Raw genomic sequence first — 14,622 nt, forward strand, 5'->3', positions numbered from 1 at the left:
CAGGGTATGATATACAAATAAATTAACAAAAGACTAAGAAAGGTAAGGCTATGGATTTCATCGAAAGGCTACAGGGGCTATCTAAAAAAATAGTTCAGGTTGGTGCAACATTAGAAACAGAAGAAGCAACTAAGAATGCATTGATTATGCCATTCCTGCACTCAGTTCTTGGTTATGATGTTTTTGACCCAACAGAAGTCGTCCCTGAGTTTAATGCGGATACAGGTACTAAGAAAGGTGAAAAAGTAGATTATGCGCTACTTAAAGATGGTGAAGTTCAAATCTTGATCGAATGTAAAAAATTCGGAGAGAAGCTGTCGACTAAACACGCAAGTCAACTGTTCCGTTATTTCTCTGTAACGAATGCACGTATCGCTATCCTTACGAATGGTGAAGTTTACGAGTTTTATACAGACCTCGATGCTCCAAACAAAATGGATGAGAAGCCATTCTTAACGTTGAATATGTCGGATCTCGATGAGCATATTGTTCCAGAGGTTAAGAAGCTAACTAAATCATCTTTTGATGTTGATTCTGTTGTCGATGCAGCGGGGGAGCTTAAATATCTAAACCAAATTAAGAAGGTTCTACAAGTACAGTTTAAGAACCCAGAAGAAGATTTTGTCAAATTTTTCACATCAAGAGTTTATGATGGTGTTCAAACTGCAAAAGTTAAAGCTCAATTTCTTGAAATTACCTCAAAAGCACTAAAACAGTTCCTTAATGATAGTATCAATGATCGTTTAAAGTCTGCGATTGGCACTAATGAAGAAGTTGCAATTAAGGCGCAAGCGCCAGTTCAATCTGTAGTAGATACAGAAATCACACTAGAGCAAGGCGAAGAAGATAAGCCAAGGGTTGTTACGACTGAAGAAGAAACGGACGGCTTCAATATTGTTAAAGCTATCCTACGTGCAAAATTAGATGTTTCACGTATTACGGCAAGAGACACGCAAAGTTACTTTGGTATTTTGCTCGATGACAATAACCGCAAACCTTTATGTCGTTTACACTTTAATGCTAAACAAAAATATATTGGAATTACTGGTGAAGATAAAAAAGAAACTCGCCACCCAATCGAAAGCTTGGATGATATCTACGGCTTATCTGACAAGTTGCTAGATAATGCAGCTAGATTTGAATAAATAGAGTAAGGGAGGCTTGACCTCCCTTTTTTGTATATGAAATATTTTACGTTACCTCGATACAACGCTATAGCTATCGTTATGGCTGTAATACTAGCCTTTTTTAGTAGTTATAGTAATTCAGCACTTATACACGCTTTAAATTGGCTAGTTGTTGCTTACTTTTTTCTTGAAGCATTTTTCAAGATCAAAGAACAAACTTGGCGAAAATACATCTCGACTTTTGGCAATAAATTTGATTTCTCGATAGTAATAATAAGCTCGATTTTCTTGTTCTTACCAAATGAAGCTCTTGGGAGCGTTATCTACCTAAGGATTTTCAGAATAATATCGCTTATAAAAATTATCAGACTTATGCCAAATACTGAGCATATTGTTAACGGTCTTATAAGAGCTTTAAAGGCATCCAAAGCTGTTTTGATATTACTAGCTGTGCAGTTGCTGTTTTTCTCTCTATTAGGTTTTACGCTGTTTTCTAATGTAATTCCTGAGTACTTTGGTGATCCGCTGCGTTCAATGAATACTATCTTTGGAATTTTTACGATAGAAAACTGGGGAGCGGTGCCAGAAGCAGCAAAAGAACTCAATCAACCTTATGCTTATTATGCTGTAAATACATTTGTTATAGTGGTTTTAGTTTTAGGTGGCTTTATTGCTCTTTCTCTTGCTAATGCTATTTTTGTAGATGAAATGGCAAGTGATAACAACGATAACCTTATGGAAGAGATCGCTGAACTTAAATCAGAGCTTAGCGAAATCAAGGAGTTGTTAAGAAAGCCAAATGATTAACTATTAGTGCCACTAGTTGGATCGTCCATTTAAAGTGTTTGCTTGATAAGCAATTAGTAAGGTCAGATTTCAATATCCTAGTGGAATCTGGCTTTTTAGTTTGCGAAAGTTACGCATGTATAGCGATACTTGGTGCGTGAAAAATATCAACTCGTTTCTATTCACTGGTAACTATATTTAAAGTTCCCTCACACCTCAACATCGCCACAAATGCCTCCAAATACTGCTCGATAGTCAGATCCGCAGACACTGGCGGCAGCTCTACGGTAATACACGATAGGTTTCTTTCTTGGCACCAAGTGCCGAATGAGCCTGGGGTTTCGTAATCAACGTCTTCAACGAGCGGTAGGTTGAACTGCTTGCCTAGCCAAATGGCGAGTTCAGATTGGGTTGGGTCGTCGACCATGGCGAGTGGTTCGTGGAAAGAGATGACGAACTTGGGTTGGCGCTGCTCAATGAGGTTAATGAGCGACTGCACTTCCGGTTCAAGCTGATCGGCTTGGCCGGTTTTAACTTTTACATCTCTGACTGGTGTGTGTGAACTCCAGCGATAGACGGTGTCGTTTTCTGTCCAGTTTTGCGTAGGGAAAGCGCGGTTTAGATCGACTTGGTTTGCGTTGGCGCGAGTGCCTAGTTGATTGCCGTCAGGGTTCATCGATAAGATCACATCGTGTCGTAAATTGGCCGCTGGCAAGCTTCTTAGCGCACAAGATAATCCTGCAATAGAAGCGGTCTCATCGCCGTGTGTGCCTGCTAAAATCAGCCCGCGAAATTCACTTTCTATTTGTGCGGGGAAGTAGAGTAAGGGTGCACCCAACACCGATTTTCCATATGACAGCGGCTTTATTGAAAACGCAGCTCTTTCCGTTCTTGGAATTAAACTCACCTTAATCTCCTGATTGATCAAGTACTATCAAGTATTCACTATTGGCTATATTAATCATTAACCAAGTCCATTAGATGAACCCCTTTAAATAAACCATAGCGTCAAAACTCGTCAACCGTCGCATTGTTAATTTTATTACTTTGCTTCAAAGATAGGCTAGGAGAGCAAAAAAACATGGATTTTAAGAAACATTCAACGGCTTTACTCATTTCATCTTTATTGACCCCTTTTATCTCAGTGACTGCCGTTGCTGAAACCTTACCTGCTGGTGTTTCACTGGCAAAAGACCAACATTTGGTGCGAGCCAATGATGCAGAAGCTGCGACACTCGATCCGGCAAAGGCAGAAGGTTTGCCTGAAATGCACATTCTACGTGACCTATTTGAAGGTTTAGTTATTCAAGATCGCGATGGCAACATCACTCCAGGTGTTGCGGAATCTTGGGAAACCGAAGACAACCAGACGTTTGTATTCCACTTGCGTAAAGATGCTAAATGGTCGAATGGCGATCCGGTGACGGCCGATGATTTCGTGTATGCGATAAGACGCGCGGTCGATCCGAAACTCGCTTCGCCGAATGTTTGGTATCTTAAGCTGACTCAAATCAACAACATCGCTGATGTGGCAGAAGGTAAGAAGCCCGTTGAAGAGCTCGGTATCTCGGCGGTTGATAAGCACACGGTGAAATTCGAACTCGATAGCAAAGTGCCATACTTTGTGGCGATGACAGGCCACACTTCAATGATGCCCGTTCACAAGGCTACGCTAGAAAACAGCGATAAGCCGTGGAGCGATCCGAAGCAGTTTGTTGGTAATGGTGCGTTTGTTTTAGGCGAGTGGGTGGTTAACGAGCGCATTGAACTGGAGAAGAACCCTAACTATTGGGACAGTTCAGATACGCACTTAACCCAAGTGACTTACATTCCGTTTGAGAACCAGAATGCGTCGATTAATCGCTATGCGGTGGGCGAGGTCGATATCACGTCTGATGTGCCGACACACATGGCGCAGCAGCTAAAAATGAAATATCAAGACGCGTATACAGCGGTACCTTTATTGTGTACATACTATTACGCGTTCAATACCACGCGCCCTCCGTTTGATGATGCGCGAGTGCGTAAAGCGGTGTCTTATTCCATGATGCGTAATGTGATTACTAATGGCGTGACTCAAGTAGGTAACTTACCGGCTTATACCTTTGCTCATGAATACACGGCAGGTTTTGATGCCACTCAACCTGAGTACAGTACATGGATTCAAAGGGACCGTGACCAAAAGGCGAAAGAGTTGTTGAGAGAAGCCGGGTACGATGCTTCTAACCCGCTAGATTTTAAATTGCTTTACAACACCAGTGAATCGAATAAGTCGATTGCGGTGGCGATTGCATCCATGCTGAAAAGCAATCTAGGCGCGCAAGTTGAGTTGGAAAACCAAGAGTGGAAGTCTTACTTAGTATCACGTCGACAAGGTGATTTTGATGTGATGCGAGCGTCTTGGTGTGGTGATTACAATGAAGCGTCGACCTTCTTAAGCCTTCTGCGTTCTGAATCTTCAGGTAATTTTGCTCGTTACAACAACGACAAGTACGACGCAGCAATGGATAGCGCATTGGCTGCAACTAATGAGCAAGAACGCCAAGGTTTCTATGACCAAGCGGAGCAGTTACTGGCTGAAGATATGCCTATCGCGCCAATCTACTACTACATGCAGGCTCGCCTAGTGCGACCAAGTGTTGGCGGCTTTGCGAAGAATAACGTTGAAGGGCGTATCTACTCTAAAGATCTTTATATCAAGCAGTAAAAAGCTTTGAACATTATATAAATATAAAATCCCCATTCGCAGACAAGGCGAATGGGGATTTTAGTTACTAGGGGGTAGTAATTTTATCTTCTAACTTGTTTCAGGTTTTAAATAGCCACCATGTCCGCGGCTTTCTTCATCGCTTCTTTCGTTGAACACTCAATCACGTTCGCGTTAGCAAAGCGGTGAGCGTCTTTCACTTGAATATCGTGAGCCAAGATAACTAGCTTCGCGTTCGCTACATCTAGGTCGCTGATGCGGTTCTGAATACCGTTTTGACCTTGAGTTTCTACCTTAATCTTAAGGCCTGCTGCTAAGCCTGCTTTTTCCAGTGCTTTCGCAGCCATGAAGGTGTGTGCAACACCAGAAGGGCAACATGTTACGGCTACGATGTCGTACTCGCCTTCGCCGGCTACAGGCGCTGTTTGAGCTTGTACTGGCGCTTCAACCATGTCTTCTTCGGTTTCAACCGCGACAGGTTTCCAGAAGCCAACGATAACCGCTGTGGTTAGCGAGCCAAGTGCAATACCGACCACGTACATTGGAATGTTGCTTGATACTGGCGCTGTGATTAGGCCGCCCCAAGGTGCGTGTAGTAGAACGTCTGTCATGAAGCCGAATACACAGCCCACGATACCACCGGCAACGATTGAAGGAAGTACGCGCATTGGGTCGTTCGCTGCGAACGGGATAGCACCCTCAGAGATACCGATAGAACCCATGATTGCCGCTGCTTTACCTGCTTCTTGCTCTTGTTTAGAGAACTTATTTTTGAATAGGAACGTCGCCAGTGCCATGCCTAGAGGTGGTGTACAAATCGCGATGCCTACGCCGCCCATTAGCCAAGGTTGCGTGTCTACTTGAGTTTGAGCAAATAGGGTCGCTACTTTGTTGATAGGACCGCCCATATCAAACGCAGTCATACCACCAAGGATTGTGCCCAGAACCATCTTAGACGCGCCAGCCATTGAAGCTAGGAACTCGTTCATTGAAGACATGAACAGTTTGATTGGCTCGCCGATACCCCACAGTACGATGCCGGCAGAGATTAACGTACCTAGAAGCGGATAGATGAAGTAAGCACCTAGCGCGGTCATGTTGGTAGAAAGTGGGATTTTCTTAAGCTGGAACACCACGCCACCGGCGATAAAGCCAGCCACGATACAACCAAGGAAGCCGCCGCCCATGTCAGCCATGATGCCAGAAGAGATCATCGCAGGTGCCAGTGCCGGTTTATCTGCAATTGAGTAACCAATAAAGCCGCCAAGAATGATTGGGAAAAGAACAAGGCCTTTGATACCGATATTAGAGATGTCTGCTAGCAGGCCGTCTGCAGGTACAGCACCTTTGCCTGATGCCATTACCGCTAAAGCCAATAGAACACCACCGGCTACGATGAAAGGCAGCATGTGTGAGGTTCCGAAAAGCAGGTGGCCTTTCATGGTGCTAAGGATTTTTTTAAAGTCGCTACTACTGTTTTTGTTATTAGAGTTACTACTGGTATTCGTAGCTTGAGTTGTTAGGGTGCTCATAATTTTCTACGCCTTATGAATTAATTAAAATATTAAGGATTTGTTGTTCGTCTTTTGCGTTATGTATATCTTGAATAAATTCATCGCTGAATTTTCCAAACAGTTCTTGTAGTACATAAATATGATGGTCAGCACCGTTATCTGGTGATGCAATCATAAAAAATACGGTTGGGTTAATGCCGTCTTCATCGCCATACTCAATGCCTTTGCGCTTAACACCGACAGCGATTGCCGGCTCAGTGACAGCCTTGCTTTTTGAGTGTGGGTAAGCGATGCCGTCCATAGAAGTGATGCTTTGAGATTCACGAATTTCGATGTCTGCCAAGAAGGCTTCTTTATTACTGATTCGGTTGTTTTCAAATAACATGCCTGCCAATTCTTCAAACAGTTCTTTTTTATTATTCGCTTGAAGGTTGTTATTAATTAAGTTGACGTTGGTTAGCTGTGTGATCATTTATTAACTCATTCACTATTGAAGTTCTTGAATTAAAATTAATGGATTAACCCGATTCGCGAAATAGCAAATAAAAGCCCTTCACTGTACATTTGTACCAAGCAAAATTAAGTGTGATTTGCATCATTAATGCAGTGTGAGGTGGGTCATATTTGATGGTGTATTTCGGTGTTGAAATAACTTTCTGCAGGAACAAAAATGCCCCGCAAAAGCAGGGCATGGATAGTGTGTGATTAGTGGTGATGGATCTAGCTGTAAGCGCGCGCCACACGTCCAACGCAGTCTAGCTTGTAACTCTCAGCATAAGCAGGAATAAACACCGACTGGCCTTTCTCTATCACGCAGGTTTCACCACATTGATGAGTGAGCACCATGGATTCGTCGAGCGGTAATAGGATTTCTGCACCTTCGGTGGTGATTTTTCTTTGGTGAGAATTCTGCACGATAGAGAACTTAAAATCCTCAACTGGAATTTGGTATTCCATCACATCACCTTGCTCTATTGGGCTGAGCAGTAACCTATCCGCCGGCTTTTCATTGAATTGAGTACAAGAGACTAATTCATTGATATCCATGTACTTAGGTGTCAACCCTGCGCGGAGTACATTGTCTGAGTTCGCCATGATTTCTAAGCCCGTACCTCTAATGTAAGCGTGGGGAGTCTCGGCATCTAGATACATGGCTTGCCCCGGCTTTAGAGTGATCACGTTCAATAGCAGTGGAGCAAACAACCCGACATCACCCGGGTATTGCTCTTCCAGTTCTGAAATCAACTGGAACACAGGTGTATCTGAAAGCTTCGCCTTCATCAGCAACATGGTCAGCGCCATGCCTTTTTGTTCTCCTTGCAAAGACAATAAGCTCGCGAAGAAGCTCGCTAATCCATTGGGCGTTTGGTCGCCCTCTAGGTCATTGACCATCGAATGCAGCTCTGGAATATCAAGGTAATGGAAGTGCTCAAGAATCTCGCTGATTGATCTAAAACCATTCATCGCGGTGTAGTCAGTTAGGGCATACACCAGTTCTGGCTTGTGGTTGGCATCCTTGTAATTACGATTGCCAGCCGTTATCGGAATGCCTTGCTGCTCTTCAAGAGCGTAGCCAGATTCCGCTTGTTGCTTGTTCGGGTGAACTTGCACCGATAGCGCTTTCTCTGCTGCTAACACCTTGAATAGATATGGCAGCTCACCAAAACGACTTGCTACTTTTTCGCTTAGAAACAGGCTTAGATTCTTCGAAATCAGGTTCGACAATGTGGTTTGCTGACCATTGTCGGTGACCATCGAACAACCATTCGGGTGAGCCCCCATCCAGATCTCCGCTTGCGGCTCTCCAGATTGGTTATCAATACCAAACAGTTGGCTGAACGAAGAAGGGCTACCCCACGCGTAGTTTTGAATCACGTTGGTCATAGGATAAAAAAAGCGTTGTACGAACGAGTCGTTCGCTAAAGAAAAATCAGACATCGAAATCACCATGAAGGGAAACATGGCTTGAGCTCTACTCGACTTATTGAAATGCGAGTAGAAGGCCTCAAGCCATTGGAGTTGAAATGGCTTAAGCCGCTGCTGTTGTTAACTTGGCTTTACGTAGATTTTTAAGCGCGATACAAGTAACCGCAGTTACGCCCGCGCCAGATGCCATGCACAGCAGTGCCAGCATTGGGTAGTTCATAGCGCCAAGTAGAGCGACTACTGGACCACCGTGCGCAACGCTGTTGGTGATACCAAATGAGAACGCCATAACAGCGGCAGTCATTGAACCAAGTACGTTGGCAGGGATAACCGACATCGGATCTTGAGCCGCGAAAGGAATCGCACCTTCAGAGATACCCACTAAGCCCATTGCGCCTGCAGCTTTACCTGCTTCGATTTCAGAAGATTCAAACAGGTCGAACTTGCGGCCAAGTCTGGTTGCGATGGCCATACCCAGTGGAGCCACAGGAATTGCACACGCCATCGCACCCATGAATTGAGTTTGACCGCTGGCAATCATGCCGACCGAGAAAAGGAATGCCACCTTGTTGAATGGACCGCCCATATCGAAACCAGCCATACCACCCAGTACGATGCCTAGCAGAACCACGTTGCCTGTACTCATGCTCGTTAGTAGTGCAGTAAGAGCATCCATCAGCCCAGCGATAGGTGCGCCGATAACAAAAATGAACAGACCTGCGATGAACAAAGAGCCAGTGATCGGAGCGATCATGATAGGCACAAGCGGTTGAACGAATTTGTGGTAGTTAAATGAGGTAATCCATTTAACGAAGTAACCCACTAATAGACCGGCGATGATCGCGCCAATGAAGCCTGTACCTGCGTCAGCGCCATAGAAAGAGCCGTTGTTAGCAATCCAACCACCGATAAGGCCAGGGGTTAGAGCAGGGCGGTCAGCAATCGCGTAAGCAATGTAGCCAGCCAAGATTGGGATCATCAATGTGAAGGCAACCACGCCCACTTCTAGGATTTGGTTCCACATGCTGCCAGCAGGAATCGCCATGCCAGATTCACTTGGCTCGCCGCCAATCGCCAGTGCAAGGGCAATCAATAGGCCGCCAGTGACTACGAATGGGATCATGTGTGATACGCCATTCATCAGGTAACGATAAAGGTCTGAACGCGCTTGTGAGGCTTTTTCTACAACGGATTGGTTGGCCGGCGTTTGTTCTGCTTGATAGCTTGGCGCGTTGAGTGCTTGCTTGATCAAGCTTTGTGCGTCTTTGATTGGTGCTTTTACGTTGGTGCTGATGACGCGTTTTCCGGTAAAGCGAGCCATGTCGACCTGTTTATCACAAGCCACGACAATCGCGTCTGCACGTTCGATCTCTTCTTGAGTCGGGCTGTTTTTAACACCAATAGAACCGTTAGTTTCGACCTTGATGTCGTAGCCAAGAGCCGCTGCGCCTTTCTCTAGCGCTTCAGCTGCCAAATAAGTGTGTGCAACGCCAGCTGGGCAGCCAGTGACACCAATGATGAAACCTTGTTTCTTAACGTTGGTTTCCGCTTCTGAAGGCTCAGGTTTGGTAAGCAGTAGTTCTAATGCTTCTTGTTCAGATTGAGCATTCATGAAGCTTTCGATAAAGCCTTCTTCAATCAGTTTTGAAGAAAGCTCTGCCAATACTTCGATGTGGTGATCATCGCCGCCATCTGGAGACGCAATCATGAAGAAGAGTTTTGATGGTTGGCCGTCATCGGCGCCGTACTCGATACCCTGCTTGTGGACGCCGATAACAACCGCGGGTTTGATCACCGCGCTGCTTTTCGCATGTGGTAGGGCAATGCCTTCTTCAAATCCGGTATTACCTTGTTCTTCTCTCGCCTTAATGTCGGCAAGAAACTGTACTTTGTCTGAAATTCGGCCTTGTGTGTAAAGCACGTCTATAAGCTCTTTAAATACGTCTTCTTTTGAATTAGCGCTAAGCGAAAGCTTAATCAAATCTTGATTGATCAATGTCGTGATCATAATGAACCCCTACTCTGTTTTTATTTTGTTAGGGGTATTCTGGAATCTACGGCTTACCTTCTGTAGTGAAGAAAAAACGCATTTACTGGATGATTGTTGCGTTATAAGTGGAGTGTGATTTTGATCGGTCGAGTGGCTGTTTTAAGGGCGGTGTTGACAGAGTTTAAGATGTGTTGAGGCTTTTATTTATAAGGGATACAGCGTATTTGTTTATCAGAGCAGGAACGTTCTAGTTCAGTTTCTTTACTGGAAATTTATTTCCGTGACTGGATTTTTGTAGCCTAGATCTCAAATTGTGATTTTGCTCAATAGCGCTATGTTTCACTAAGGGGTATATCTATTCCCGTAGCCTTATTGCTGCCCATTAGAGTTCGAATAATGATATTTCATGACTTAATCTCGTCTGTATTAAATGAGCGAGAACCGTTTCATAACATCTGGTTTGCTGGAGATTTTCACACGCCTTCAGCGTGCAGTTATCAGGTGAACTTTCCGCGCTTAGAGCTAGTGCTAGACGGAGAGTATATTAATGAAATGGAGAGTCATGATCGCAAAATAACCAACGTTATCGCCAAAGCCGGAGACGCGATTTTCATCCCACCCAACTGCTGGAACAAGCCAAACTGGGATACAGACTGCTCGGTGTTGAGCATGTTGTTTGGTCGTCGTCAGCTTGGTTTAAGCTTGGTGAGCAAGCGCAAAGGCGAGGAGAGCTTTTACGATATTCAAAAGCACAGTATTCAGACTCGCTCTGGTTTTGCGATTGATAATATTTTGGAGGCGCTTAGCTCGTTAGCGAGAGAGAGTAACAAGCAGCCGATGGACGAGTTATTGCTGCAAGCTCTACTGCAATACAGTAAAACCATGCTGGAAGCGCCCGTAGAAAAATCTCATAGCCGAGTACAGGATGTGTATCAGGGGATTTGTATCTACATTCAAGAAAACTTCCACCGCCAGATCACCCGAGACAGCATTGCCTCACGCTTTAGCATCTCATCCAATCACTTGTCGCGAATGTTCCGTCAGCAAGGCCACATGACGCTAGCAGAGTACATTACCCGCGTGCGGGTCGATCGCGCTAAGTTTATGCTTAAGAAGTACAACTTCAAACTCAATGAAGTGGCACTACGTTGTGGCTTTAAAGATGTGAACTACTTCTGCCGCGTGTTTAAGAATCGCACCGGTAGAACGCCGACCGAATATCGTGGCTCTATTTAGTTAAGCCGTCTTTTTAAGTCGGAGCGTATTTTTTTGTTGAGCCGTCTTTTGGAGTGAGTAGCCTTACAGCAGGCGAGATGAGATATACATCAGCAAGGCTTGTAAATCGACACTGCTTCGAGTCTTTTGCAAACGCTCGTTGACCTGATCGTGAAGTAGGTTTCTAGTTAGGTTGGTCGTCGCCACAATGTGTTCACGTTGCGGCTTGGTTGGCAGTACTAAAGCGATAGCTACGTGTACTTGGCCAATTTGAGATGCCCAGTCAATCGGGTTGTCACTGACGATCACCGCGATCGAGAGATCTTGAGTAGATTCAAACATCACATGTGGCAGTGCGATACCTGGTGACACGCAGGTTGAAGAGCGTTCTTCTCGCTTAATGAAAGCCAAAATCAGCTCATCTGGATCTTCTGGATAAACGAGGTGAGCGAGCCCTTTCAAGCACTCAAATTTTGTCAGTTGAGTTTGCGCCTTAGCGTGGTGCCACTTGATGTCACAAGGCGGGCATATCTGAGGCATACGCTGGATTAAGTCGTTCGAGAACTCATGATTCACTTGTGAGCCAACCATGTCGTAATGCTCAGCAATCACGTCTTTTATTACAAAACATGCGAGTTCAGCATCAATACCTACTGCGGTTATCTGGCATAAATCCCCCCGGAGTAAACCCACTTGTAACATCGCGACAGATTTGGAGAGATCAGCGGTTCGATTTTGAGTGATGTTGATAATGCGGATGTTGCTTTTGAACTTCTTCGCTAAACGAGTCAACGGCTGCGCGACGTGTGAGTTCGCGGCAGGATCGTCAACGAAGAAGGTGATCTGATATTCATTCATGAAAGGTTTAAGTTCGACAATGCTTGATAAAGACTTTATCGACACTCAATAACACCTCTTCCATTGGAATGAATACGGTTTTCGCTGGGTCAAATCGACTTGGTTGTTCGATGTCGATATCAGAGACGATCAACACTTTGTCTGCGAGGGTAATATCCTGGCCTGTCAGTAAGTTTTCAATCCCCATAGCGCCTTGAGTCTCAACCTTGATTGAAACATTGAATTTTGGGGCTGTTTTATTTAGTGCATCAGCTGCCATATAGGTGTGCGCAATGCCTGTAGGGCACGCAGTTACCGCTACAATTCTCATTATTATTCTCGGTGTGCTTAGATCGACAGTTTACTTGGATCGATAGGACTATCTGAATCTAGGAAGTTTATGGATTCCCGTTTTTAATTCAAAGGTGAACGTCACACTCTTGCTTCTTGGTTACAATTATCCAGTTAATGCACCTTTCGTCCTATATATCGAGCGGCCTTGCCTCGTTAGTCTTTTCATATTATTAACCTCTTTATCTCATTTACCTAAATTGGTACTCGGACGAGGCAGCACATGGACATCACTGACATTATAGAGCCGGAGATTATCTGTCTGGATTTAAAGGCAGACTCTAAACAGGCGGTATTTGAAGAGCTTGTCGAACTGCTTGACCGCGCAGGCAAGCTCTCCAATAAAAGTGAGTTCCTTGATGATATCTGGAAGCGTGAGGCCATCGGCAATACGGGCTTTGATGATGGTATTGCGATTCCACACGCGAAAAGCACTGCTGTCGCTAAACCAGCAGTGGCGGTAGGTATCAGCCGCTCTGGCATCGATTATGGCGCAGACGGCGGCGAGTTGTCGGATGTGTTCTTTATGCTCGCTTCACCAGACAACAACGACGACCACCATATCGAGGTACTGGCTCAGATTTCGACCAGACTTATCGAAGATGGCTTTGTTACAAAATTAAAGGCGGTGGAGTCTGTCGAGGAAGCTCAAGAGCTGTTTCTCGAAGCCAATTCTGAATCGTTTGATAGTTATGCCTCAAGCCATCATGAAGTGTATGTCGAGCCACTCAGCCCTTGGGCACAATCTCTTAATCGCCTCAAAGAACACTTGTTATACGGTACCTCACACATGATCCCATTTGTGGTCGCAGGCGGTGTGCTTTTGTCTTTGTCGGTAATGATGTCTGGCCATGGCGCTGTGCCTGAGAGCGGTGTTCTTGCTGACATAGCACAAATGGGTATCGCGGGGCTAACCCTGTTTACCGCGGTGCTCGGTGGTTACATTGCATATTCAATGGCCGACAAACCGGGCTTAGCACCCGGAATGATTGGTTCTTGGCTCGCGGTCAATCAGTACAGTACCGGCTTCCTTGGCGCAATTGTGGTCGGCTTCTTCGCAGGTTTCGTGGTTAATTTGCTCAAGAAGATCAAACTGCCAGACAGTATGATCTCGCTGAGTTCGATTTTCATCTATCCATTAGTCGGCACCTTTGTAACCTGTGGGGCGGTGATGTGGGTGATTGGCTCTCCTATCGCGTATGTGATGCTTGAGATGAACCAAATGCTGACTGGCATGGCGGGCTCAGGAAAAGTGGTGTTGGGCAGTATTTTAGGGGCGATGACGGCCTTTGATATGGGCGGCCCAATCAACAAAGTGGCGACGCTGTTTGCTCAAACGCAGGTGAACACTCAACCTTGGCTAATGGGGGGCGTCGGTATTGCCATTTGTACGCCACCATTAGGCATGGCGCTTGCCACTTTCATATCACCTAAGAAATTCAAACGAGACGAACGCGAAGCCGGAAAAGCAGCGGGTATTATGGGCATGATCGGCATCAGTGAAGGTGCGATTCCTTTTGCTGCCGCCGATCCTGCGCGAGTTCTGCCTGCTGTTGTTGCTGGTGGCATTGTCGGTAATGTGGTTGGCTTTATGTTCCATGTCATCAACCATGCACCATGGGGCGGCTGGATAGTGTTGCCGGTGGTTGACGGCAAAATTGGCTATATCGTCGGCACACTAGCAGGAGCACTGACGACGGCTCTGATCGTGATACTACTGAAAAAGAACGTGGTCGAAGGTGAAGTAAGTTCTAATCAGTTTACGGGTGGCTCGATAACGGAAGAAGGGCAAGCGGATGTATTGGCGATCACTTCTTGTCCATCTGGTGTTGCTCATACGTTTCTTGCGGCTAAGTCTTTGGAAAAGGCGGCTCATCATCTTGGGGTTCGGATTAAAGTCGAAACGCAGGGGGCCAACGGAATCGGCAATCGCATTACACAGAAAGACATTGAGCGGGCGAGGTTGGTGATTTTTGCTCATGATGTGGCAATTAAAGAGATCGAACGCTTTGCGAACGTGAAAACCTTAGATGTCAGTACTAAGGAAGCGATGCTTAATGCGCAGGCGTTGATTATGAGGAAAGTATAAAAGCCATCGGCTTTAAGATTGGCCGAAAAGCAATAAATAAAAAGACGCCCAAGTATTAGTAGTAATACTTGGGCGTCTTT

At 45.3% G+C, this 14,622-nt stretch carries 12 protein-coding genes; 5 read left to right on the forward strand and 7 right to left on the reverse strand.

Annotation, left to right across the window (positions count from 1 at the left end; all coding sequences use genetic code 11):
• The first annotated feature begins 50 nt into the window (after positions 1–50).
• Together AB4653_RS06280 and AB4653_RS06285 are read left to right on the forward strand one after the other, a co-directional pair.
• Positions 51–1,145, forward strand: coding sequence for a type I restriction endonuclease (locus AB4653_RS06280; protein WP_102258262.1), 1,095 nt, complete (start codon positions 51–53; stop codon positions 1,143–1,145).
• An 81-nt stretch (positions 1,146–1,226) separates the two neighbouring features.
• On the forward strand, positions 1,227–1,934 hold the full coding sequence (locus AB4653_RS06285; RefSeq protein ID WP_240798336.1) for an ion transporter: 708 nt from the start codon (positions 1,227–1,229) through the stop codon (positions 1,932–1,934).
• Positions 1,935–2,091: 157 nt separating this feature from the next.
• Here the strand turns inward: AB4653_RS06285 and mpaA are convergent, their stop codons facing one another.
• Positions 2,092–2,820: a murein tripeptide amidase MpaA gene (gene mpaA / locus AB4653_RS06290; protein WP_102258260.1), complete on the reverse strand. Its 729-nt coding sequence runs from the start codon at positions 2,818–2,820 to the stop codon at positions 2,092–2,094.
• 174 nt (positions 2,821–2,994) lie between these two features.
• On the opposite strand from mpaA, the gene AB4653_RS06295 reads away from it, so the two are divergent.
• Positions 2,995–4,620 (forward strand): ABC transporter substrate-binding protein, encoded by a 1,626-nt coding sequence (locus AB4653_RS06295; protein WP_102258259.1) that lies wholly within the window; start codon positions 2,995–2,997, stop codon positions 4,618–4,620.
• 107 nt (positions 4,621–4,727) lie between these two features.
• On the opposite strand, the gene AB4653_RS06300 is transcribed toward AB4653_RS06295, so the two are convergent.
• The 4 genes from AB4653_RS06300 to AB4653_RS06315 form a co-directional block, all read right to left on the reverse strand.
• Positions 4,728–6,152 (reverse strand): fructose-specific PTS transporter subunit EIIC, encoded by a 1,425-nt coding sequence (locus AB4653_RS06300; protein ID WP_102258258.1) that lies wholly within the window; start codon positions 6,150–6,152, stop codon positions 4,728–4,730.
• A gap of 13 nt (positions 6,153–6,165) precedes the next feature.
• The gene (locus AB4653_RS06305; protein WP_017103500.1) at positions 6,166–6,606 is read right to left on the reverse strand and encodes a PTS sugar transporter subunit IIA; all 441 of its coding nucleotides are present in this window, start codon (positions 6,604–6,606) and stop codon (positions 6,166–6,168) included.
• A 248-nt stretch (positions 6,607–6,854) separates the two neighbouring features.
• Positions 6,855–8,072: a mannose-6-phosphate isomerase, class I gene (gene manA / locus AB4653_RS06310; protein ID WP_102258257.1), complete on the reverse strand. Its 1,218-nt coding sequence runs from the start codon at positions 8,070–8,072 to the stop codon at positions 6,855–6,857.
• A gap of 91 nt (positions 8,073–8,163) precedes the next feature.
• Positions 8,164–10,068: a fructose-specific PTS transporter subunit EIIC gene (locus AB4653_RS06315; protein ID WP_102258256.1), complete on the reverse strand. Its 1,905-nt coding sequence runs from the start codon at positions 10,066–10,068 to the stop codon at positions 8,164–8,166.
• Between the two features lie 378 nt (positions 10,069–10,446).
• Between AB4653_RS06315 and AB4653_RS06320 the strand changes: the two genes are divergently transcribed.
• Complete coding sequence (locus AB4653_RS06320; RefSeq protein ID WP_009846231.1) at positions 10,447–11,286, forward strand: helix-turn-helix transcriptional regulator; 840 nt, start codon at positions 10,447–10,449, stop codon at positions 11,284–11,286.
• A 63-nt stretch (positions 11,287–11,349) separates the two neighbouring features.
• On the opposite strand, the gene AB4653_RS06325 is transcribed toward AB4653_RS06320, so the two are convergent.
• Together AB4653_RS06325 and AB4653_RS06330 are read right to left on the reverse strand one after the other, a co-directional pair.
• On the reverse strand, positions 11,350–12,123 hold the full coding sequence (locus AB4653_RS06325; protein ID WP_102258255.1) for a PTS sugar transporter subunit IIA: 774 nt from the start codon (positions 12,121–12,123) through the stop codon (positions 11,350–11,352).
• 7 nt (positions 12,124–12,130) lie between these two features.
• Positions 12,131–12,433 (reverse strand): PTS fructose transporter subunit IIB, encoded by a 303-nt coding sequence (locus tag AB4653_RS06330; protein ID WP_009846233.1) that lies wholly within the window; start codon positions 12,431–12,433, stop codon positions 12,131–12,133.
• 243 nt (positions 12,434–12,676) lie between these two features.
• On the opposite strand from AB4653_RS06330, the gene AB4653_RS06335 reads away from it, so the two are divergent.
• Positions 12,677–14,542, forward strand: a complete 1,866-nt coding sequence (locus AB4653_RS06335) for a fructose-specific PTS transporter subunit EIIC (RefSeq protein ID WP_102258254.1) — start codon at positions 12,677–12,679, stop codon at positions 14,540–14,542.
• Positions 14,543–14,622 lie beyond the last annotated feature (80 nt).

The organism is Vibrio sp. 10N.222.48.A3 (assembly GCF_041475345.1).
GTDB classification, from domain to species: Bacteria; Pseudomonadota; Gammaproteobacteria; order Enterobacterales; family Vibrionaceae; genus Vibrio; species Vibrio tasmaniensis_A.